The sequence below is a fragment of the Streptomyces sp. NPDC101132 genome (assembly GCF_044759225.1).
Taxonomy (GTDB): domain Bacteria; phylum Actinomycetota; class Actinomycetes; order Streptomycetales; family Streptomycetaceae; genus Streptomyces.
Genome location: NZ_JBIVYX010000003.1, coordinates 237640 through 257962 on the forward strand (window position 1 = coordinate 237640; position 20323 = coordinate 257962).

At 70.5% G+C, this 20323-nt stretch carries 18 protein-coding genes and 1 riboswitch; of the genes, 11 read left to right on the plus strand and 7 right to left on the minus strand.

The annotated features are described in order from the left end of the window. Positions 1-50: 50 nt before the first annotated feature. The 3 genes from ACIQUR_RS08640 to nadA form a co-directional block, all read right to left on the minus strand. Positions 51-2372 carry a TCP-1/cpn60 chaperonin family protein gene (locus ACIQUR_RS08640; protein ID WP_403660452.1) on the minus strand — a complete coding sequence of 774 codons (2322 nt, stop codon included), beginning with the start codon at positions 2370-2372 and terminating at the stop codon, positions 51-53. Continuing rightward, positions 2359-2784, minus strand: a complete 426-nt coding sequence (locus ACIQUR_RS08645) for a hypothetical protein (protein ID WP_403660455.1) — start codon at positions 2782-2784, stop codon at positions 2359-2361. Before ACIQUR_RS08645 ends, ACIQUR_RS08640 begins: the two co-directional genes overlap by 14 nt. Before the next feature lie 105 nt (positions 2785-2889). Then, positions 2890-4077 (minus strand): quinolinate synthase NadA, encoded by a 1188-nt coding sequence (gene nadA / locus ACIQUR_RS08650; RefSeq protein ID WP_403660458.1) that lies wholly within the window; start codon positions 4075-4077, stop codon positions 2890-2892. A 302-nt stretch (positions 4078-4379) separates the two neighbouring features. Here nadA and ACIQUR_RS08655 point away from each other — a divergent pair, with 302 nt between their 5' ends. Continuing rightward, positions 4380-4736, plus strand: a complete 357-nt coding sequence (locus ACIQUR_RS08655) for an iron-sulfur cluster assembly accessory protein (RefSeq protein WP_125640545.1) — start codon at positions 4380-4382, stop codon at positions 4734-4736. Positions 4737-4832: 96 nt separating this feature from the next. Here ACIQUR_RS08655 and ACIQUR_RS08660 read toward each other — a convergent pair whose 3' ends face one another. Together ACIQUR_RS08660 and ACIQUR_RS08665 are read right to left on the minus strand one after the other, a co-directional pair. Beyond that, positions 4833-6269 carry a hypothetical protein gene (locus tag ACIQUR_RS08660; protein WP_403660461.1) on the minus strand — a complete coding sequence of 479 codons (1437 nt, stop codon included), beginning with the start codon at positions 6267-6269 and terminating at the stop codon, positions 4833-4835. A 76-nt stretch (positions 6270-6345) separates the two neighbouring features. Continuing rightward, complete coding sequence (locus ACIQUR_RS08665; RefSeq protein WP_403660464.1) at positions 6346-6555, minus strand: hypothetical protein; 210 nt, start codon at positions 6553-6555, stop codon at positions 6346-6348. A 158-nt stretch (positions 6556-6713) separates the two neighbouring features. On the opposite strand from ACIQUR_RS08665, the gene ACIQUR_RS08670 reads away from it, so the two are divergent. Beyond that, positions 6714-7691, plus strand: a complete 978-nt coding sequence (locus ACIQUR_RS08670; RefSeq protein WP_403660467.1) for a carbohydrate kinase family protein — start codon at positions 6714-6716, stop codon at positions 7689-7691. A 57-nt stretch (positions 7692-7748) separates the two neighbouring features. On the opposite strand, the gene ACIQUR_RS08675 is transcribed toward ACIQUR_RS08670, so the two are convergent. Further along, a complete protein-coding gene (locus ACIQUR_RS08675; RefSeq protein ID WP_403660470.1) occupies positions 7749-9131 on the minus strand; it encodes a cysteine desulfurase/sulfurtransferase TusA family protein in 1383 nt (460 codons plus the stop codon). A 283-nt stretch (positions 9132-9414) separates the two neighbouring features. On the opposite strand from ACIQUR_RS08675, the gene coxB reads away from it, so the two are divergent. The 4 genes from coxB (at position 9415) to ACIQUR_RS08695 (ending at position 13903) form a co-directional block, all read left to right on the plus strand. Beyond that, positions 9415-10386 (plus strand): cytochrome c oxidase subunit II, encoded by a 972-nt coding sequence (coxB, locus tag ACIQUR_RS08680; protein ID WP_403660473.1) that lies wholly within the window; start codon positions 9415-9417, stop codon positions 10384-10386. Next, positions 10383-12113 (plus strand): cytochrome c oxidase subunit I, encoded by a 1731-nt coding sequence (ctaD, locus tag ACIQUR_RS08685; RefSeq protein ID WP_403660476.1) that lies wholly within the window; start codon positions 10383-10385, stop codon positions 12111-12113. The genes coxB and ctaD overlap by 4 nt, the downstream gene beginning before the upstream one ends. Continuing rightward, positions 12110-12508, plus strand: coding sequence for a cytochrome c oxidase subunit 4 (locus ACIQUR_RS08690; protein WP_403660479.1), 399 nt, complete (start codon positions 12110-12112; stop codon positions 12506-12508). Before ctaD ends, ACIQUR_RS08690 begins: the two co-directional genes overlap by 4 nt. 147 nt (positions 12509-12655) lie before the next feature. Further along, complete coding sequence (locus ACIQUR_RS08695) at positions 12656-13903, plus strand: Ig-like domain-containing protein (RefSeq protein WP_403660482.1); 1248 nt, start codon at positions 12656-12658, stop codon at positions 13901-13903. A 102-nt stretch (positions 13904-14005) separates the two neighbouring features. Here ACIQUR_RS08695 and ACIQUR_RS08700 read toward each other — a convergent pair whose 3' ends face one another. Next, positions 14006-14407: a hypothetical protein gene (locus ACIQUR_RS08700; protein ID WP_403660485.1), complete on the minus strand. Its 402-nt coding sequence runs from the start codon at positions 14405-14407 to the stop codon at positions 14006-14008. 173 nt (positions 14408-14580) lie between these two features. Between ACIQUR_RS08700 and ACIQUR_RS08705 the strand changes: the two genes are divergently transcribed. From ACIQUR_RS08705 to trpD, 5 genes are all read left to right on the plus strand, one after another. Next, entirely contained in the window at positions 14581-15201 is a 621-nt protein-coding gene (locus ACIQUR_RS08705; RefSeq protein WP_399939640.1) for a heme-copper oxidase subunit III, read from the plus strand. 64 nt (positions 15202-15265) lie between these two features. Further along, positions 15266-16075: a c-type cytochrome gene (locus ACIQUR_RS08710; RefSeq protein ID WP_403660488.1), complete on the plus strand. Its 810-nt coding sequence runs from the start codon at positions 15266-15268 to the stop codon at positions 16073-16075. Beyond that, positions 16072-17124 carry a Rieske 2Fe-2S domain-containing protein gene (locus ACIQUR_RS08715; RefSeq protein ID WP_403660491.1) on the plus strand — a complete coding sequence of 351 codons (1053 nt, stop codon included), beginning with the start codon at positions 16072-16074 and terminating at the stop codon, positions 17122-17124. Before ACIQUR_RS08710 ends, ACIQUR_RS08715 begins: the two co-directional genes overlap by 4 nt. Continuing rightward, entirely contained in the window at positions 17121-18743 is a 1623-nt protein-coding gene (locus tag ACIQUR_RS08720; protein WP_403660494.1) for a cytochrome bc complex cytochrome b subunit, read from the plus strand. The genes ACIQUR_RS08715 and ACIQUR_RS08720 overlap by 4 nt, the downstream gene beginning before the upstream one ends. A gap of 221 nt (positions 18744-18964) precedes the next feature. Continuing rightward, positions 18965-20029, plus strand: coding sequence for an anthranilate phosphoribosyltransferase (gene trpD, locus ACIQUR_RS08725; protein ID WP_403660497.1), 1065 nt, complete (start codon positions 18965-18967; stop codon positions 20027-20029). A gap of 134 nt (positions 20030-20163) precedes the next feature. Then, positions 20164-20280: riboswitch (SAM riboswitch) on the plus strand. Positions 20281-20323 lie beyond the last annotated feature (43 nt).

Sequence of the window (20323 nt, forward strand, 5' to 3'; positions counted from 1 at the left end):
GCCCCCTCACCACGAGGGGGCGGGGGCTCCTTCGTACGCCCGGTGGCCGGTCAGACCAGCTCCAGGAACTCCCGGGCGGCGTCCCGCACGGCCAGCAGCAGGCTGCGCTGCACCGCCACCGGGTCGAGGACCCGGCCCCGGCCGGTGAACGCACCGGTGCGGGCGTCGTACGAGCTGCGCGGCCAGGACTCGCAGCACTCGCGCACCACCTCGTCCGGGTCGCCCCCGCTGTTCGCGGCGATCACGCGTACCGGCTCCGTCAGCGCCTTCCCCAGCGCCCCGGCCACCACCCGCTCGTCCGCGCCCTTCGGCACCGGCAGCTTGCGCTCGCCGAGCACGGCGAAGGCGTTGGCCGCACCGGCCAGCAGGCCCTCGCGCGCCGCGAGACGGCCGATCCGCATCGCCTTGTCCGTCCGGGACAGGGCGGACCCCCGGCCCCCGGCGGTCTCCTCGGCGACCCGGAACAGTGCCACCCGGCGGGTGAGCTTGGCGATCCGCTCCCGGAGCCAGGCCTGGCGCACCATGTCCGTCTCGAACGGCATGTCGCCGTGGAGCCGGTCGAGGAGCGTGCCGACCTCCTCGCGTTCGGGTGTTCCCGAGAAGAGCGTGACCGCGCCGTCCGACCGCACCCACTCGGCACGGCCGAAGGCCCGCCGGCCGCCTTCGCGCAGTGCCGCCTGGGAGTCGAAGACCCGGCCGCCGGTCACGGTGGCGAGGTCGTGCAGCTGCTCCCGGAGCTGCGGCCCCCGGTGGCGCGTGGCGACCGCAAGCCCGCTCGCCGGGGGCAGGGCCCCGGCCACCTGCGGACCGATCTCGGGGGCGACGAGGAGCAGCGGAGCGGCGGAACCGAGCAGGGGCGGCAGGGCCTCGGGGGAGTGGACGGGCACCGAGACCAGGGCGATGCGCGGGTCCGGGAGGGCACGGGGCGCCTGCGCGGGGTGCACCGTCCCGTCGGCGGTGAGGTGGCCGCCGTCCAGCAGGTAGCCCCTGGGGAGCTCCAGGTGCACCCCGGGGGCGTGGCCCGGGTAGACCGCCATGAGCCCGTCCACGCCGACGGCCTGCACCGCCTCGACCACCAGGTCCGCGATCCGCTCGTCCGTGACGGCGGTGCGCAGCGCGTGGGCGATGGCCTCCCGGTCGTTGTCCCCGTCGGGCCGGGCCCGGCGCATCACCATCGCGTCCAGCCTCACCTCCGCCGTCGCGAAGACCGTGTCCAGCGCCCGGGCCAGCCGGACCGGGTGGGCGCCGTCCGCGAGTGCGGCGAGGAGGGCCCGTACGAAGGCGGCGAAGACCAGTACGGCGCCGGCCGTGCCGTCTCCGGCCTCCCGCTCCATCCGCTCCACCAGCGAGGTCACCAGCCCGTGGCCCAGTGCCTGGTAGCCGCCCGGGGGTGCCAGCCGCGCCACCACCTCGGCGGTGACCTGGCTGCGGAACGCCGGCCCGTCCTCGCCCGGCAGGACGAAGGGCCGCCCGTTGGGGCCGTAGGTGCGGTGCAGCGCCAGCGCCGTCCGCTCGATCGCGGCGTACAGCTCCGCGCCCACCGTGCCGCCCGTCGGACGCGGCGACCGGGAGGCGGTCCGGGCGGTGCCGTCGGCGCGCCGGGCGATCGTGAGGGTGCCCTTGCCGCCCAGCACCCAGCGCAGCGGGGTCTGGGGGGCCTCGGCCTCCAGCATCTCGTCCAGGACGTGGTGGTAGAGGTCCTCGACGGAGACCTCGCCGTCGCCGTCCCGGTCGGCCCGGCCGGAGGCCAGGCCCTCGACCACGGCCCGGGTGAAGACCGACAGCTGCCCGCGGCCGGTCCGGGCGGCCTCCTCCGCGTCCTCCTCCCAGGCCGGCTGGAGTTCGTCCGTGGCGGTGATCACCACGATGCCGGTGCCGTCGGACTCCCTCGGGACCAGCGGCCCGTCCGGCGCCCGGAACTGCTCCTGCAGGTGCACGGTGGTGTCGCCCTTGGCGCCGGGGCGGAAGGCCCCGCTGTAGCAGCAGTCGAGCAGCACGAGGATCCTGCGGGCGCGGCAGCCGTTCAGCAGGTCGTTGAGGACCGTCGCCGGCAGCGAGCTGGTCTTCAGCAGGTCCTTGTCCGTGTTGCGGGCCGCGAAGTACAGCTCCAGCCTCGAGTTCTTGATGCCGTGGCAGGACAGGTACAGCAGCAGCTGGTCGTCCGCCTTCCGCGCGGCGAAGAACTTCTCGATGGCGCCGCCGACCACGTGGGCCGGCTCGTCCAGGACGGTCTGGACCGCGTAGTTGCCGATCGAGGGGTCGGCCAGCACCCCGGCGAGCGCGTCGGCGTCCCGGCCGGGGGCGGTGAGCGGCTTGAGGCGGGCGTCCTCGTACGTCGACGTCGCGATGACCAGTGCGTCACGCACCGCCATCGATCGCCCCCCGGCCCTGCTCGGGGAGCCGCTCCGCGGCCGGCGCCGCGGACTGGGCGATGAAGTGGTCCAGCAGCTGCCGGCGCTGCGCCCTGGTCAGCCCGGAGGCGGCGTACTCGTTCCCGCCGATCTTGACCCACACCCGGCGGGACGCCGCCCACTGCACCCAGCCCTCGAACGCCGTCAGGAGGGCGGGGAACAGGGTGGGACCGACCGTGACGGCCAGTTCGGTGAGCGAGGCCGGCCCCTCCGACTTGGAGCCGGGGGCGGCCTCGGCGGCCCTGGGCGCCACCTCGTCCACGCCCAGCTCCTCCAGCAGGGCCTGGACCTCCGCGCGGGCCTCCTCCTGCCCGCGCGCGTCGGCGTCCTCGCCCGCGTCGACCAGGACCTCGATGGACTGCGTCGTCGTCATCGTGAACTCCCCTCGTTTGGGGGGAGGTTATGCGAAAGGGGCACCCCTGGGGGTGCCCCTTTCACCAACGGGTGCGGCCGGTCGCGTGACGGCCGCGCGCGGCCGCTACGGCAGCGCCAGCATCCGCTCCAGCGCCAGCTTGGCGAAGCTCTCGGTCTCCTTGTCGACCTGGATCTGGTTGACGAGGTTGCCCTCGGCCAGGGACTCCAGGGTCCACACCAGGTGGGGGAGGTCGATGCGGTTCATCGTCGAGCAGAAGCAGACCGTGCGGTCGAGGAAGACGACTTCCTTGTCCTCGGCGGCGAATCGATTCGCCAGCCGCTTGACCAGGTTCAGCTCGGTGCCGATGGCCCACTTGGAGCCGGCCGGGGCCGCCTCCAGCGCCTTGATGATGTACTCGGTCGAGCCGACGTAGTCGGCCGCCGCGACGACCTCGTGCTTGCACTCGGGGTGCACCAGGACGTTGACGCCCGGGATGCGCTCGCGCACGTCGTTGACCGAGTCCAGGCTGAACCGGCCGTGCACCGAGCAGTGCCCGCGCCACAGGATCATCTTCGCGCCGCGCAGCTCCTCGGCGGTCAGGCCGCCGTTGGGCTTGTGCGGGTTGTAGACCACGCAGTCCTCCAGCGACATGCCCATGTCGCGGACGGCCGTGTTGCGGCCCAGGTGCTGGTCCGGCAGGAAGAGCACCTTCTCGCCCTGCTCGAAGGCCCACTCCAGGGCCTTCTTCGCGTTCGAGGACGTGCAGATGGTGCCGCCGTGCTTGCCGGTGAAGGCCTTGATGTCGGCGGAGGAGTTCATGTACGAGACGGGCACGACCTGCTCGGCGACGCCGGCCTCGGTCAGCACGTCCCAGCACTCGGCGACCTGCTCGGCGGTGGCCATGTCGGCCATGGAGCAGCCCGCGGCGAGGTCGGGGAGGACCACCTTCTGGGCGTCGCTCGTCAGGATGTCCGCGGACTCGGCCATGAAGTGCACGCCGCAGAAGACGATGTACTCGGCCTCCGGCTTGGCCGCGGCGTCGCGGGCCAGCTTGAAGGAGTCGCCGGTCACGTCGGCGAACTCGATGACCTCGTCGCGCTGGTAGTGGTGGCCGAGGATGAAGACCTTGTCCCCGAGCTTCTCCTTGGCCGCGCGGGCCCGCTCCACCAGGTCCGGGTCGGACGGCGACGGCAGGTCACCGGGGCACTCCACGCCGCGCTCGCTCTTCGGATCGGCCTCGCGGCCGAGCAGGAGCAGGGCGAGAGGTGTGGGCTGGACGTCGAGGTCCTGCCGGGGCTGGGCGGTGGTCACGAGACACGCACCCTTTCTGTTCTGCGGATGCGTTGTGCTTCCGCTGAGCTCACTTCTCGTCTACTTGACGTTATTATCATAACCGCTTCACGTCAGTTTGACGATGGATGATTGTGTCGATGTGACGAATTCGCCCGGCCGGTCAGGCGGCTCCACGGGCGCTCGAGTGTGTGCGAGCATGAATATCTGAAACAAGCGTCAGGCCCGGAATGAATCCGCGGCCCCGTCGGTTCCTACCGACGGCAAGAGTCCGACGTTTCCCTGCCCCGGCGGGGAGCCGCCCACTTCGGGAGTGAATGCAGATGTCCGTTCAGGACGACAAGACCACTGTGAGCGACGGCATCCTCCTGTCCGACGCCGCCGCGGCCAAGGTCAAGGCCCTGCTGGAGCAGGAAGGCCGCGACGACCTGGCGCTGCGCGTCGCCGTCCAGCCCGGTGGCTGCTCGGGCCTGCGCTACCAGCTCTTCTTCGACGAGCGCTCCCTCGACGGTGACGTCGTCAAGGACTTCGACGGCGTCAAGGTCGTCACCGACCGCATGAGCGCCCCGTACCTGGGCGGCGCCTCGATCGACTTCGTCGACACCATCGAGAAGCAGGGCTTCACCATCGACAACCCGAACGCCACGGGCTCCTGCGCCTGCGGCGACTCCTTCAGCTAAGCCTGGAGAGAGCCCCAGCACACGCCGAGGGCGGCGGTACCGGCACCGGTACCGCCGCCCTCGGCGTGTGCCGGGGGACTCCCCCGACGGCCGCCGCTACCTGCTGCGCGGCAGCTCCTTGCCGGTGGTGGCGTCGACCACCTTCCGGCCGTCCAGCGGCTGCTCCAGCGTCACCGTCAGCGACATCTCCTGGGCGATCAGGATGCACGCCCGGCCCGGCTCACGGGGCGTGTCGGTGATCTTGACCGTCACCGTCCCGGGGTGCTCCCGCACCTCCGCCGCGTACGTGCTGCACACGCCACCCCAGAAGTGCACCGTCAGCTTCCGGCCGTCCTGCTGGTACGAGAACCCCGGCACCGTCCCCACCGGACCCGGCCGCACCTCGTCCTCACCCTCCAGCGCGACCTGCGCCACGGTGTGCCCCGGCCCGCCGTCCCGGCCGGCCACCTCGAACAGCCAGGCCGGCACCAGCTGCCGCGGCCCGGGGCCGGAGCGCGGGGTCAGCCCCAGCACGGCCCGCTCGACCGTCTCGCGGCGCGGCTGCTTCGGCAGCGCGGTGCCCGGCTCGCACGGATCGGGAACCGACGGGACCGCCCCGTCCGTCCCGGAACCCGCGCCCGCGCCCGGCTCCGCGCCGGTGTCCGGCACCGGGGTCGCGCAGCCGGCGACCTCCGTGCCGGACCGGGCCGCGTTCAGCCGGTCCAGCGCCTGCCGCGCCCCCACCACCTGCTTCTCACCGTCGCGCACCGGAGCCTTCAGGTTCCCGTTCGCCTTGGCCACCGCGCCGTCCGGGCCGACCAGCACCGAGGTCCGCCAGCCCGAGGTGGGCAGCCCGCCGATCACCGGATCGGCGTTCACCACCCGCAGCGAGCCCTGCACCTGCCGCGCGTCGAGCTTGGCACCGTCCTGCCCGGCCGCCTTCAGCACCGGCACGGCCGCCGCCCTGGCCGCGGCCTCGCCGACCGGCGACCGCCCGTCGCCCTCCGGGGGCGTCACGGGTCCGCAGGTGTCCTTGCCCTTCTCGCAGTTGTCGCCGCCGCCCGACCGGTACGCCGTGTAGCTCCAGGTCCCGGGCGCCTGCCGGGTCACGGTGAGCCGCGGGCCGTCGGGGTCGCGTACCACCCCGGCCTGCCACTGCCCGCCCGAGAGCCGGGGCTCGCCCTCGATGCCGAGGGCCGCCGCGAGCCGGGCCACCTCCTCCTTGGTCACCTCGCCGGTGACGTCGTACGCCGGAGCCCTGCCCGGGCCCTCGGGCAGGGCCCCCTCCGCCACGTACACCACACCGCCGCCCGACGGGTCGGGCTCGCCCGGCGCGATGCCCGGCGGGGGAGTGCTCCCGTCCGCCGCACCCTGCCGGGCGGCCGTGGCCGTGTCGCCGAGCGCGGCCCGGGGGTCGCCACCCGCCGACGCCGCCGCCCACCAGGCGCCGCCGCCCGCCAGCAGCACCGTCGCCGCCGCCGCGACCAGGACCGGCCCGGGCCGACGGCGTACCCGGCCGGTCTGCTCGCCCGCCCGCTCGTCTTCGCTGCTCACCGCATCGCTCCTTCGCCCGTCCACGGGACCGTGGTGCGTATGGGACGAAAGACTGGAGCAAGCGGTTCCCCGGAGGTCAGTCCCCGTACTGCGCGGTGCCCGCGATCAGCCGGACGGAGGAGCTCGGCACGCGCACGCCATGGATCTGCGAGGGAGCCACCCGGTCGGGGCGGGGCTCCGCCGGAACCGTCCAGTGGGGCGCCATCCGCGCACAGTCGCCGAGCAGCTCGGCCATACCCGGCTCGGCCCCTTCCCGGGCGGAGTCGTTCACGCTGTACTGCCTCATGCGCTGCTCCCGATTCTGTGAGGGGTACCGGCACCGTACGCACGATGATCTACGCGAAGAAAGCCCTACTATCGGGTAGTTTTGACCGGTCTCCCTGGGGGGTCAAGACCGGGTAGCGTTGACTGTCACCCTTCGCCCCCTGCAGGAGCATCCACGCCGTGCGTATCGCAGTCACCGGCTCCATCGCCACCGACCACCTCATGACCTTCCCCGGCCGCTTCGCCGACCAGCTGGTCGCGGACCAGCTGCACACGGTCTCCCTCTCCTTCCTCGTCGACAACCTCGACGTGCGGCGGGGTGGCGTGGGCCCGAACATCTGCTTCGGCATGGGCCAGCTCGGCGCCAACCCGATCCTGGTCGGCGCGGCCGGCTCGGACTTCGACGAGTACCGCGCCTGGCTCGACCGGCACGGCGTCGACACCCGCTTCGTGCGGATCTCGGAGGTCCTGCACACCGCCCGCTTCGTGTGCACCACGGACGCCGACCACAACCAGATCGGCTCCTTCTACACCGGCGCCATGAGCGAGGCCCGCCTCATCGAGCTCAAGTCCGTGGCCGACCGGGTCGGCGGCCTGGACCTGGTCCTGATCGGCGCCGACGACCCCGAGGCGATGCTGCGCCACACGGAGGAGTGCCGCACCCGCGGCATCCCCTTCGCGGCGGACTTCTCGCAGCAGATCGCCCGCATGGACGGCGACAACATCCGCACCCTCATGGAGGGCGCGACCTTCCTCTTCTCCAACGAGTACGAGAAGGGCCTCATCGAGTCGAAGTCCGGCTGGACCGACGAGGAGATCCTGGGCAAGGTCGGCACCCGCGTCACCACCCTCGGCTCGCGCGGCGTGCGCATCGACCGCGCCGGCCACGAGCCGATCACCGTGCCGTGCCCGCCGGAGGAGCGCAAGGTCGAGCCCACCGGCGTCGGCGACGCCTTCCGCGCCGGCTTCCTGACCGGCCTCTCCTGGGGCGTCAGCCTGGAGCGCGCCGCGCAGCTCGGCTGCATGCTGGCCACGCTGGTGATCGAGACCCTGGGCACCCAGGAGTACACCCTGGCCCGTGCCCACTTCATGGAGCGCTTCACGAAGGCCTACGGCGACGAGGCCGCCGCCGAGATCAAGGCCCACCTGAACGTCTGACCGCGTCCGGGGAGCCGGGGAGGGTACGGGGGCCGGGGCCCCCGTACCGGAACCGCCCTACACCAGCCGGCGGACGCGGTACGCGGTGCCGGCGGCGGCCGGCGACTCGCCCAGGTACTCCTGGCCGCGCATCGCGCACCACGCCGGGATGTCCAGCCGCGCCACCTCGTCGTCGGACAGCACGGTCACCGTCCCCCCGACCGGCACCCGCCCGATCGCCTTCCCCAGCTCGATCACCGGCTGCGGACACCGCAGCCCCAGCGTGTCCAGCTCCAGCGACTCGGCCTCCGGCGTCACGTCCGCCGCCGCCGGTACGACGCCCAGCTGCTCCCGCACCCCGGCCACCGCGCCCGGCAGCACCTCCAGGAAACGGTTCACCTCCTCCGCGGTCGTGCCCATCGGCAACGACACCCGGACGTTCCCCTCGGACAGCACGCCCATCGCCTTCAGCACGTGGCTGGGCGTCAGCGTCGAGCTCGTACACGACGAACCGGACGAGACGGAGAAACCGGACCGGTCCAGCTCGTGCAGCAGCGTCTCCCCGTCGACGTAGAGGCAGGAGAACGTGACCACGTGCGGGAGCCGCCGGTCCGCCGCGCCCACCACCTCCACGTCCGGCACCAGCCGGGCCACCCGGCGCCGGATCCGGTCCACCAGCACCCGCAGCCGCCGCGCCTCCTCCTCGGCCTCGGCCCGCACCGCCCGCAGGGAGGCCGCGGCCGCCACGACCGCCGGGATGTTCTCGAACCCCGCGGACCGGCCCGACTCCCGCTCGTCCGCCGGTCCTTGCGGCGCGAACCGCACCCCCTTGCGCACCGCCAGCAGCCCGACGCCCGCCGGCCCGCCCCACTTGTGCGCGCTGCCGGCCAGCAGCGACCAGTCGCCCGGCACCGCTCCCCAGGCCAGCGACTGGGCGGCGTCCACCAGCAGCGGCACACCCGCCTCCCGGCACATCTGTGCGACCTCGGCCACCGGCTGCACGGTCCCCACCTCGTGGTTGGCGGACTGGAGGCAGGCCAGCGCGGTGTCCGGCCGCAGGGCCGCCGCGTACTCCTCGGGGGAGACGGCACCCGACCGGTCCACCGGCACCTCGGTGGTGCTGCCGCCCCGTGACCCGTGTGCCGCGGCCGAATGAAGGACAGAACTGTGTTCGACCGCTGATACGACCAGGTGACCGCCGACCCGGCGACGGCCCGCGAGCGCCCCCTCGATGCCGAGGTGAACCGCGTGCGTCCCCGAAGGAGTGAACACCAGCTCGTCGGGACGGCACCCGACGGCCTCCGCCGCCGTCTCCCGCGCCGCGTCCAGCAGCAGCCGGGCCCGCCGCCCCTCGCGGTAGAGCCGGGCGGGGTCGGCCCAGCCCTCGTCGATCGCGGCCAGCAGGGCCTGCCGGGCGACGGGGTGGAGCGGTGCGGAGGAAGCGGAGTCGAAGTACGGCACCCGCCCACGCTAGCCGCGGGCTGCGCCGATCGAGGTCAGGGGGCGTCAGATAGCGCCCGAACCCCGCCGATCGGGGGCAGTTGGACCGTCCCCCGGAAGGCGGAGCCACCCCTTCGGGGGCTGTAGCGGCGCGTTGGGCACCCTCCCCGCGCGACCCCAAATAGCGTCCAGTAGGGTTTGGTCCGCATAAACATCCAAACCCCTGCCCGCGTCAGGGCCGGCGACCGACCCGCGAGACGGCCGCAGCCGGTCGCGCGGGCCGAGACTCTCGGGAAGGCGCTACGTGAGTCCCTACGGCTCCGACCGCTCGCCGCGGCGCCCGATGCGGCGGAAGCTGCTGCAGGCGCTGACTGCGGGTATGGTCCTGGCGACCGCCACTGGTTGCTCGTATACCTGGAAAGACTTCCCCCGCCTCGGAATGCCCACCCCGGTCACCGAGGAGGCGCCGCGCATCCTCTCCCTGTGGCAGGGATCGTGGGCGGCCGCCCTGGCCACCGGTGTCCTGGTCTGGGGCCTGATCCTGTGGAGCGTCATCTTCCACCGGCGCAGCCGCACCAAGGTGGAGGTCCCGCCGCAGACCCGGTACAACATGCCCATCGAGGCCCTGTACACCGTGGTCCCGCTCATCATCGTGTCGGTGCTGTTCTACTTCACCGCCCGTGACGAGTCGAAGCTGCTCGCCCTCGACAAGCCGGCCCACACGATCAACGTGGTCGGCTACCAGTGGAGCTGGGGCTTCAACTACATCGAGGACGTCGACGGCGACGCGGCCACCCCGTCCGCGGGTGAGGTTCCCAAGGAGCTCGCCTCGATTCCGGACAAGTTCACCAAGGACTTCCCCGCGGGCGCCGAGGGCGTCTACACCAAGGGTGTCCCGGGTGACCGCAACCCGCAGAACGGCAACCCGGGTCCGACCCTCTGGCTCCCCAAGGGCGAGAAGGTCCGCTTCATCCTGTCGTCGAACGACGTCATCCACTCCTTCTGGGTGGTGCCGTTCCTCTTCAAGCAGGACGTCATCCCGGGCCACACCAATGTCTTCGAGGTGACCCCCTCCCAGGAGGGCACCTTCATGGGCAAGTGCGCCGAGCTCTGCGGCGTCGACCACTCCCGGATGCTCTTCAACGTCAAGGTCGTCTCCCCGGAGCGCTACCAGGCGCACCTGAAGGAGCTGGCTGAGAAGGGTCAGACCGGCTACCTCCCGGCGGGCATCAAGCAGACCGACCCGGCCCGGAACTCGGAGACGAACAAACTGTGAGCATCCTCAACGAACCTCAGGGTGCCGCCGCAGCCGACTCGTATGAGAACGAGCTGCCGGTGCGGCGCAAGCAGCCGGGCAACGTCGTCGTCAAGTGGCTGACCACCACCGACCACAAGACGATCGGCACGCTCTACCTGGTCACCTCGTTCGTGTTCTTCATCATCGGCGGCATCATGGCCCTGGCCATGCGCGCCGAGCTTGCCCGTCCGGGCACGCAGATCATGTCGAACGAGCAGTTCAACCAGGCGTTCACGATGCACGGCACGATCATGCTGCTGATGTTCGCGACGCCGCTGTTCGCCGGATTCGCGAACTGGATCATGCCGCTGCAGATCGGTGCGCCCGACGTGGCGTTCCCGCGGCTGAACATGTTCGCGTACTGGCTGTACCTCTTCGGCTCGACCATCGCGGTGGCCGGCTTCCTCACCCCGCAGGGTGCGGCCGACTTCGGCTGGTTCGCCTACTCCCCGCTGTCGGACGCGGTCCGCTCGCCGGGTGTCGGCGCCGACATGTGGATCATGGGTCTGGCCTTCTCCGGCTTCGGCACGATCCTCGGCTCGGTCAACTTCATCACCACGATCATCTGCATGCGCGCGCCCGGCATGACGATGTTCCGCATGCCGATCTTCACCTGGAACGTGCTGCTGACCGGTGTCCTGGTCCTGCTCGCCTTCCCGGTCCTCGCCGCCGCGCTCTTCGCGCTGGAGGCCGACCGCAAGTTCGGTGCCCACGTGTTCGACGCGTCGAACGGTGGAGCACTGCTCTGGCAACACCTCTTCTGGTTCTTCGGACACCCAGAGGTGTACATCATCGCGCTGCCGTTCTTCGGCATCATTTCCGAGGTCATCCCGGTCTTCTCCCGCAAGCCGATGTTCGGTTACATCGGCCTGATCGGCGCGACGATCGCGATCGCCGGCCTCTCCGTGACCGTGTGGGCGCACCACATGTACGTCACCGGCGGTGTGCTGCTGCCGTTCTTCTCCTTCATGACCTTCCTGATCGCGGTCCCGACCGGTGTGAAGTTCTTCAACTGGATCGGCACCATGTGGAAGGGCTCGCTGTCCTTCGAGACCCCGATGCTCTGGGCCGTCGGCTTCCTGATCACCTTCACCTTCGGTGGTCTGACCGGCGTCATCCTGGCCTCGCCCCCGATGGACTTCCACGTCTCCGACTCGTACTTCGTCGTCGCGCACTTCCACTACGTCATCTTCGGCACCGTGGTCTTCGCGATGTTCTCCGGCTTCCACTTCTGGTGGCCGAAGTTCACGGGCAAGATGCTGGACGAGCGCCTCGGCAAGATCACCTTCTGGACGCTGTTCGTGGGCTTCCACGGCACGTTCCTGGTGCAGCACTGGCTGGGTGCCGAGGGCATGCCGCGCCGTTACGCGGACTACCTCGCCGCCGACGGCTTCACCGCGCTGAACACCATCTCCACGATCAGCTCGTTCCTGCTCGGCCTGTCGATGCTTCCCTTCATGTACAACGTGTGGAAGACCGCCAAGTACGGCAAGAAGATCGAGGTCGACGACCCGTGGGGCTACGGCCGCTCGCTGGAGTGGGCGACGTCCTGCCCGCCGCCGCGGCACAACTTCCTCACGCTGCCGCGCATCCGCTCGGAATCGCCGGCGTTCGACCTGCACCACCCTGAGATCGCGGCCCTCGACCACCTCGAGGACCACGGCTCCACCAAGGCCGTCGCTGGTGGCAAGGAGGCCGGCAAGTGAAGATCCAGGGCAAGATGTTCCTCTGGCTCTCCGCCTTCATCCTGATCATGGCCGTCGTGTACGGCGTGTGGTCGAAGGAGCCGGCGGGCACCACCGCGCTGTTCCTGGCCTTCGGCCTGTCCGTGATGATCGGCTACTACCTGGCCTTCACGGCCAAGCGGGTCGACGCCATGGCGCAGGACAACAAGGAGGCGGACGTCGCGGACGAGGCCGGCGAGCTCGGCTTCTTCTCCCCGCACAGCTGGCAGCCGCTCTCGCTGGCCATCGGTGGCGCGCTCGCGTTCTGCGGCGTCATCTTCGGCTGGTGGCTGCTGTACTTCTCCGCCCCGGTCATCCTGGTCGGCCTGTGGGGATGGGTCTACGAGTACTACCGCGGTGAGAACGCGAACCAGTAGCTCTCGCGGCTGAACCGACGACGGAGGCCCGGGCACCCCCCAAGGGGGCGCCCGGGCCTTCGCGTTGCGTACGGACGGGTGGCACCCGCTCCCTCGTTTGCAGGCACCCGGCGCGCCGTGGTTGCCATCTGTTCATAGCGTTATGGCATGAGTCACACACCGCGTCTTTGGACGGTACTCAGCTGCTCCCTGCTGGTCGCGTCCCTCGGGGCCGGGGCCACCGCGTGCGGGACCGGGGACCACCCGCTCTCCGCCTCCCCCTACGACGCGGCCGACCAGGTCGCCTTCAACCAGAAGGCCGGCAGCCGGCCGATCGACCCCGACCGCCCCCTGGAGGTCACCCTCAAGGGCGAGGACGGCCGCATCACCGACGTCACCGTCACCGACACCCACGGCCGCCGCCTGGCGGGCGAGCTCTCCGCGGACGGCGACCGCTGGCACAGCACCGGGTCGCTCGCCGCCGGCGTCCGCTACGCCCTCACCGTGAGCACGGAGGACGAGGACGGCGCCCCCGGACGCCGCACCCTGAGCTTCGAGACCACCCCGGCCAAGAAGCTCCTCACGGCCGAGTTCGGCCCGGACGCGGGCACCTACGGCGTCGGCCAGCCGATCACGGCCGAACTCAGCGAAGCCGTCAAGGACAAGGCCGCCCGCGCGGTCGTCGAACGCGCCCTGGTCGTGGAGTCCAGCCCCCGGGTCGACGGCTCCTGGTACTGGGTGGACGACAAGAAGCTGCACTTCCGCCCCAAGGAGTACTGGCCCGCCAACTCCACCGTCTCCGTACGGAGCAACCTGGAGGGCGTCCGGGTCGGCGACCACCTCTACGGCGCCGCCGCCAAGCCCCTGAAGCTCACCATCGGCGACCGGGTCGAGGCCATCACCGACGCCTCCGCCCACCAGCTCACCTTCAAGCGCAACGGGGAAGTGATCAACACCATTCCGGTGACCACCGGCAAGCCCGGCTTCTCCACCCGCAACGGGGTCAAGGTCGTGCTGGGCAAGGAGTACTTCGTACGGATGCGCGGCACCAGCATCGGCATCGCCGAGGGCACCTCGGAGTCGTACGACCTGCCCGTCTACTACGCCACCCGGGTCACCTGGAGCGGTGAATACGTGCACGCGGCGCCCTGGTCCGTGGGCTCCCAGGGCTACGAGAACGTCAGCCACGGCTGCACCGGCATGAGCACCGGGAACGCCGCCTGGTTCTACGAGAACATCCGCGCCGGCGACATCGTGAAGGTCGTCAACAGCATCGGCGACGAGATGGACACCTTCGGCAACGGCTTCGGCGACTGGAACCTGGCCTGGGACAAGTGGCGGCAGGGCAGCGCCCTGCTCGCCGGCACCCCCGACCGGAGCCCGGCGGACACGGCACGGCTGCGCCCCCAGGTGTGACCGCAGGGTCGGAAGGGACGCGGCGCGCCCCCGGAGGGGCGTGCGGGCCCGCAGGAGGCGCCGTACGGGCCGTACGGCGCCTCCCGGGCGTCGAGCGGCCCGTCAGGCCGCGTGGGACAGCCGCTTGCGCAGCAGCGCCGCCAGCGTGTCCGGGAACTCGACCGGGTCCACCGGCAGGGTGACCGCGGCGTCCGCCCGGCTCCAGGTGGCCAGCCAGGCGTCCTGAGGGCGCCCGATCAGCAGCAGCACCGGCGGACAGTTGAAGACCTCGTCCTTGATCTGCCGGCACACGCCCATGCCGCCCGCCGGCACCGCCTCGCCGTCCAGGACGCAGAGGTCGATCCCGCCCTCGTCCAGGGCCGTCAGCACCGCGGGCAGCGTCGCGCACTCCAGGAACTCCAGCGGCGGCACGTCCGACGCGGGCCGGCGCCCGGCCGCCAGCCGCACCTGCTCCCGGGTATTGGCGTCGTCGCTGTAGACCAGGACCCTCGCAGTCGCCCGCATCGTTCCTCCACGTGTCACATGAATCACGTTGATGATGCGCGGATGCTACTCCGTCCGACGCCCCCTCAACATCGGTTCGGACAGCCGTCTGATGGGCCGTTCGGGCAGTGCACACCCCCCGGACACTCCGAACGGCACCCCCCGGGGTGAGGGCGGGATAAGCGACCGACATAATGTCGGTCGTGGCGACAGCAACGACAGTAGATACCGGGCACGCGCACCCGACGGTCAATCGGCCGAACCTCGTCAGCGTCGGAACCATCATCTGGTTGAGTTCCGAGCTGATGTTCTTCGCGGCCCTTTTCGCGATGTACTTCACCCTGCGATCGGTGACGGGCACCGAGTACTGGTCGGAACAGGCAGAGGCCCTGAACCTTCCCTTCTCGGCGACGAACACCACGATCCTGGTGCTCTCCTCCCTCACCTGCCAGCTCGGCGTCTTCGCCGCCGAGCGCGGTGACGTGAAGAAGCTCCGCACCTGGTTCGTGATCACCTTCGTGATGGGTGCGATCTTCATTGGCGGCCAGGTGTTCGAGTACACCGAGCTGGTCAAGCACGAGGGCATGTCGCTCTCGTCCGGCCCCTACGGCTCGGTCTTCTACCTGACCACCGGCTTCCACGGTCTGCACGTGACGGGCGGTCTCATCGCCTTCCTGCTGGTCCTGGGCCGGACGTACGCGGCCAAGAGGTTCACCCACGAACAGGCCACTTCGGCCATCGTCGTGTCCTACTACTGGCACTTCGTCGATGTTGTCTGGATCGGCCTCTTCGCCACGATCTACCTGATCAAGTAATCGGGCCCGGCCCGACCTCATCCAGCAAGCACCGACGCAGAAGATCCTGACACCGGGGTAATCCGTGAAAAAGCTCTCCGCACGACGACGCCATCCGCTGGCGGCGGTCGTCGTTCTACTCCTCGCGCTGGCGGCCACTGGGGGGCTGTACGCCGCCTTCGCCCCCGCGGGCAAGGCGCAGGCCGATGAAACCGCCCAGTCCCTCGCCATCGAGGAGGGCAAGAAGCTCTACGCCGTCGGCTGTGCCACCTGTCACGGCACCGGCGGTCAGGGTTCCTCCGACGGCCCGAGCCTGGTCGGCGTGGGCGCCGCCGCCGTCGACTTCCAGGTGAGCACGGGCCGCATGCCCGCCCAGCAGCCGGGCGCCCAGGTCCCGCGCAAGAAGAACATCTACACCCAGGCGCAGATCGACCAGCTCGCCGCGTACATCGCCTCCCTCGGTGCCGGCCCGGCCGTGCCGAGCGAGAAGCAGTACGACCCGGCCGGAGCCGACGTCGCCCGGGGTGGCGTGCTCTTCCGCAACAACTGCGCGCAGTGCCACAACTTCACCGGTGAGGGCGGTGCGCTGACCTACGGCAAGTACGCGCCGAACCTCGAGGGCGTGGAGCCGAAGCACATCTACGAGGCCATGCTCACCGGCCCGCAGAACATGCCCTCCTTCCCGGACAGCACCATGCCGGAGAAGGAGAAGAAGGACATCATCGCGTACCTGAAGACCGTCAACGGAGACGAGACCGCGAGCCCCGGTGGCCTCAAGCTCGGCGGCCTCGGCCCCGTCAGCGAAGGCCTGTTCGGCTGGGTGTTCGGTCTGGGTGCGCTCATCGCTGTCGCCGTCTGGGTCGCGGCCCACACCGCTAAGGCCAAGAAGTCATGAGTAGCCAAGACATTCCCGAAGAGAACCTGCCGAGCGAGCAGGACGCGCACCACGGTGGTGTAGCGGTCGCGGACGACCCGTTCGCCGACCCGGGCCTGCCGGCCCACAAGCCGCGTATCCAGGACATCGACGAGCGCGCCGCGAGGCGCTCCGAGCGCACCGTCGCCCTCCTGTTCACGGTGTCGATGCTGGCCACGATCGGCTTCATCGCCTCCTACGTGGCCATCCCCGTCGACAAGATCGTGTTCATCTGGCCGATCGGCCACGTGAGCGCGCTCAACTTCGCGCTGGGTCTGACCCTGGGCACCGCCCTCTTCTGCATCGGCGCGGGCGCGGTCCACTGGGCCCGCACCCTGATGTCCGACGTGGAGATCGCCGACGACCGCCACGAGATCGCGGCGTCGCCGGAGGTCAAGGCCGCGGTCATGCAGGACTTCGCGGACGGCGTCAAGGACTCCGACCTGCCGCGCCGCAAGCTGATCCGCAACACCCTGCTCGGCGCGCTGGCCATGGTCCCGCTGTCCGGCGTCGTGCTGCTGCGCGACCTCGGCCCGCTGCCGGAGAAGAAGCTCCGCACCACCTCGTGGGCCAAGGGCAAGCTGCTCATCAACCAGAACACGATGGAGCCGCTGCGTCCCGAGGACGTCGCCGTCGGTTCGCTGACCTTCGCCCAGCCCGAGGGCCTGGAGGAGGACCAGCACGACTACATGCAGGAGATCGCCAAGGCGGCCCTGATGATCGTCCGCATCCAGCCGGAGGACATCAAGGACAAGCAGGAGCTGGAGTGGTCCCACGACGGCATCGTGGCCTACTCCAAGATCTGCACCCATGTCGGCTGCCCGATCAGCCTGTACGAGCAGCAGACGCACCACGTGCTCTGCCCGTGCCACCAGTCCACTTTCGACCTCTCCGACGGCGCCCGCGTCATCTTCGGCCCGGCCGGTCACGCCCTTCCGCAGCTGCGGATCGGTGTGAATGACGAAGGCTTCCTCGAGGCGCTCGGCGACTTCGAAGAGCCCGTCGGTCCTGCATTCTGGGAGCGCGGATGAGCACTGCCACCGAGACGCGCAAAGCGCCCGCGGGCGAGCGCGTAGCCGACTGGGCCGATGGCCGTCTGGGCATCTACGCCCTGGCCAAGTCCAACATGCGCAAGATCTTCCCGGACCACTGGTCCTTCATGCTGGGTGAGATCTGCCTCTACAGCTTCATCATCATCATCCTCACGGGTGTGTACCTGACGCTGTTCTTCCACCCGAGCATGAACGAGGTCGTGTACCACGGCTCGTACGTGCCCATGCAGGGTGTGCGGATGTCCGAGGCCTTCGCCTCGACCCTGGACATCAGCTTCGACGTCCGCGGCGGTCTGCTCATCCGGCAGATCCACCACTGGGCGGCGCTGATCTTCGTCGCGGCGATGCTCGTGCACATGATGCGCGTCTTCTTCACGGGCGCCTTCCGCAAGCCGCGCGAGATCAACTGGGTCTTCGGCTTCCTGCTGCTGGTCCTCGGCATGTTCACCGGCTTCACCGGTTACTCCCTGCCGGACGACCTGCTCTCGGGCACCGGTGTCCGCTTCATGGAGGGCGCGATCCTGTCCGTGCCGATCGTCGGCACGTACCTGTCGTTCTTCCTCTTCGGCGGCGAGTTCCCCGGCCACGACTTCGTGGCCCGGTTCTACTCGATCCACATCCTGCTGCTGCCGGGCATCATGCTCGGCCTGCTGGTCGCCCACCTGATCCTCGTCGTGTACCACAAGCACACGCAGTTCGCGGGTCCGGGCCGCACCGAGAAGAACGTCGTCGGCCTGCCGCTGATGCCGGTCTACATGGCCAAGGCCGGAGGCTTCTTCTTCCTGGTCTTCGGTGTCATCGCGGCCGTCGCGGCGATCGCCTCGATCAACCCGATCTGGGCGCTCGGCCCGTACGTCCCGGACCACGTGTCCACGGGCGCGCAGCCGGACTGGTACATGGGCTTCTCCGAGGGCCTGATCCGTGCCATGCCGGGCTGGGAGATCAACCTCTGGGGCCACACGCTCGTCCTGGGCGTGTTCATCCCGCTGGTGATCTTCCCGCTGGTCCTCGCGGCCATCGCCGTCTACCCGTTCATCGAGTCCTGGGTCACCGGCGACAAGCGCGAGCACCACATCCTGGACCGCCCGCGCAACGCCCCGACCCGTACCGGCTTCGGTGTGGCGTGGCTGACCTGGTACGTCATCCTGCTCATCGCGGGTGGCAACGACATGTTCGCGCAGTACTTCCACCTGTCGATCAACTCGATCACCTGGTTCGCCCGCATCGGCTTCTTCGTCGGCCCGGTCATCGCGTTCATCATCACCAAGCGCATCTGCCTCGGCCTCCAGCGCCGGGACAAGGACAAGGTGCTGCACGGTCGCGAGACCGGCATCATCAAGCGCCTGCCGCACGGTGAGTTCGTCGAGGTCCACGAGCCGCTCAACCAGGCCAAGCTGCACACGCTCACCGCGCACGAGCAGTACGCGCCGGCCGAGCTGGGCCCGACGGTCGACGAGAACGGCGTCGAGCGCAAGGTCAAGGGCAGCGAGAAGCTGCGCGTGAAGCTCAGCAAGGGCTACTACGGCGAGAACAACCAGATTCCGAAGCCTTCGGTGGAGGAGTACAAGGAGATCCAGAGCGGCCACGGCCACCACTGACCTCCGGATGATCGACGGAGTGACGCGCCCCGCGCGTGACTCCTGAAGCAGTCGCCACGGCAAGAGCCCCGTCCGGGCACCGGACGGGGCTCTTCGCCGTCCGCCCGTCCATATCCGTCCATAGTCCGGGGGTCCACTCCCCGGACGCGGCTCTTCGCCGTCCGTGGGGGTCGATAGGCTGAGGGTGACCCCTTTATCGGCTGTGGACCCAGGAGTGGACCATGAACGTTGTGACCCCGGCAGGCGGCGACAGCGTGGCGGACCGGTCCTGGCCGGGCGTCCTGGACGCCCTCCTCACCGGTCAGGACCTCTCGGCGGACGACACCGCCTGGGCCATGGACCGGATCATGCGCGGCGAGGCGACCAACGCCCAGATCGCCGGCTTCGCGGTGGCCCTGCGGGCCAAGGGCGAGACCGTCGCCGAGATCAACGGCCTCGTGCGGACGATGTACGCGCACGCCAACCTCATCGAGGTGCCCGGCCGCACGGTGGACATCGTGGGCACCGGCGGCGACGGCGCCAAGACCGTGAACATCTCCACCATGTCGGCCGTCGTGGTCGCGGGGACGGGCGCCAAGGTCGTCAAGCACGGCAACCGGGCCGCCTCCTCCGCGAGCGGCGCCTCCGACGTCCTGGAGAAGCTCGGCGTCAACCTCGACCTCACCCCGCGCCGCGTGGCGGAGGTGGCCGAGGAGGCCGGCATCACCTTCTGCTTCGCCGTCAAGTTCCACCCGGCGCTGCGGCACGTGGCCGCCGCCCGCAAGGAGCTGGGGATCAGGACGACCTTCAACTTCCTCGGCCCGCTCACCAACCCCGCCCGGGTGCGCTCCCAGGCCACTGGCGTCGCCGACGCCCGGATGGCGCCCATCGTCGCCGGCGTGCTCGCCGAGCGGGGCTCCTCCGCGCTGGTGTTCCGCGGGGACGACGGACTGGACGAGCTGACCACCACCGCCACCTCCCGGGTCTGGTGGGTGCGCGACGGCCGGGCGGTGGAGCAGTCCTTCGACCCGCGCGACGTCGGCATCCCGCTGGTGGACGTCGCGGAGCTGCGCGGCGCCGACGCCTCGTACAACGCCGACGTGGCGCGCCGTCTGCTGGCCGGCGAGACCGGCCCGGTGCGGGACGCGGTGCTGCTGAACTCGGCGGCGGCCCTGGTGGCCGTGGAGCCCGGCGGAGGCAGCCTGGAGGAGGAGATCGCGGCCGGCATCGCCCGTGCGGCCGAGTCGATCGACTCCGGCGCCGCTCGGGCCGCCCTGGAGCGCTGGGTGGCCGCCAGCAACGCGTGACGCCTGCTGCGGGCCCGGTGGGTCGGGCGCGAGGGGGCCGGGACGGCTGCGTCCCGGCCCCCTCGCGGGTACGGCCGGTCCGGGATGCGGACAGCCGGTTGCGCTGGGCGGATCTTGTGGCAGGATGCTCACCAGGTCACGAGTGACAGCGTTTTGGCCCCGGCTTGCTGTCCGGCAACCCTCCGTCCGTGGCGGGGTGCCCCGGGTGATGACCAGGCCGTGGGCAGCAAGGCCCTCGGCAAGCGCGGACCCCTCGACACCAGGGGTCCTGGTCTCTCGAGGAGCTTCTTCCGT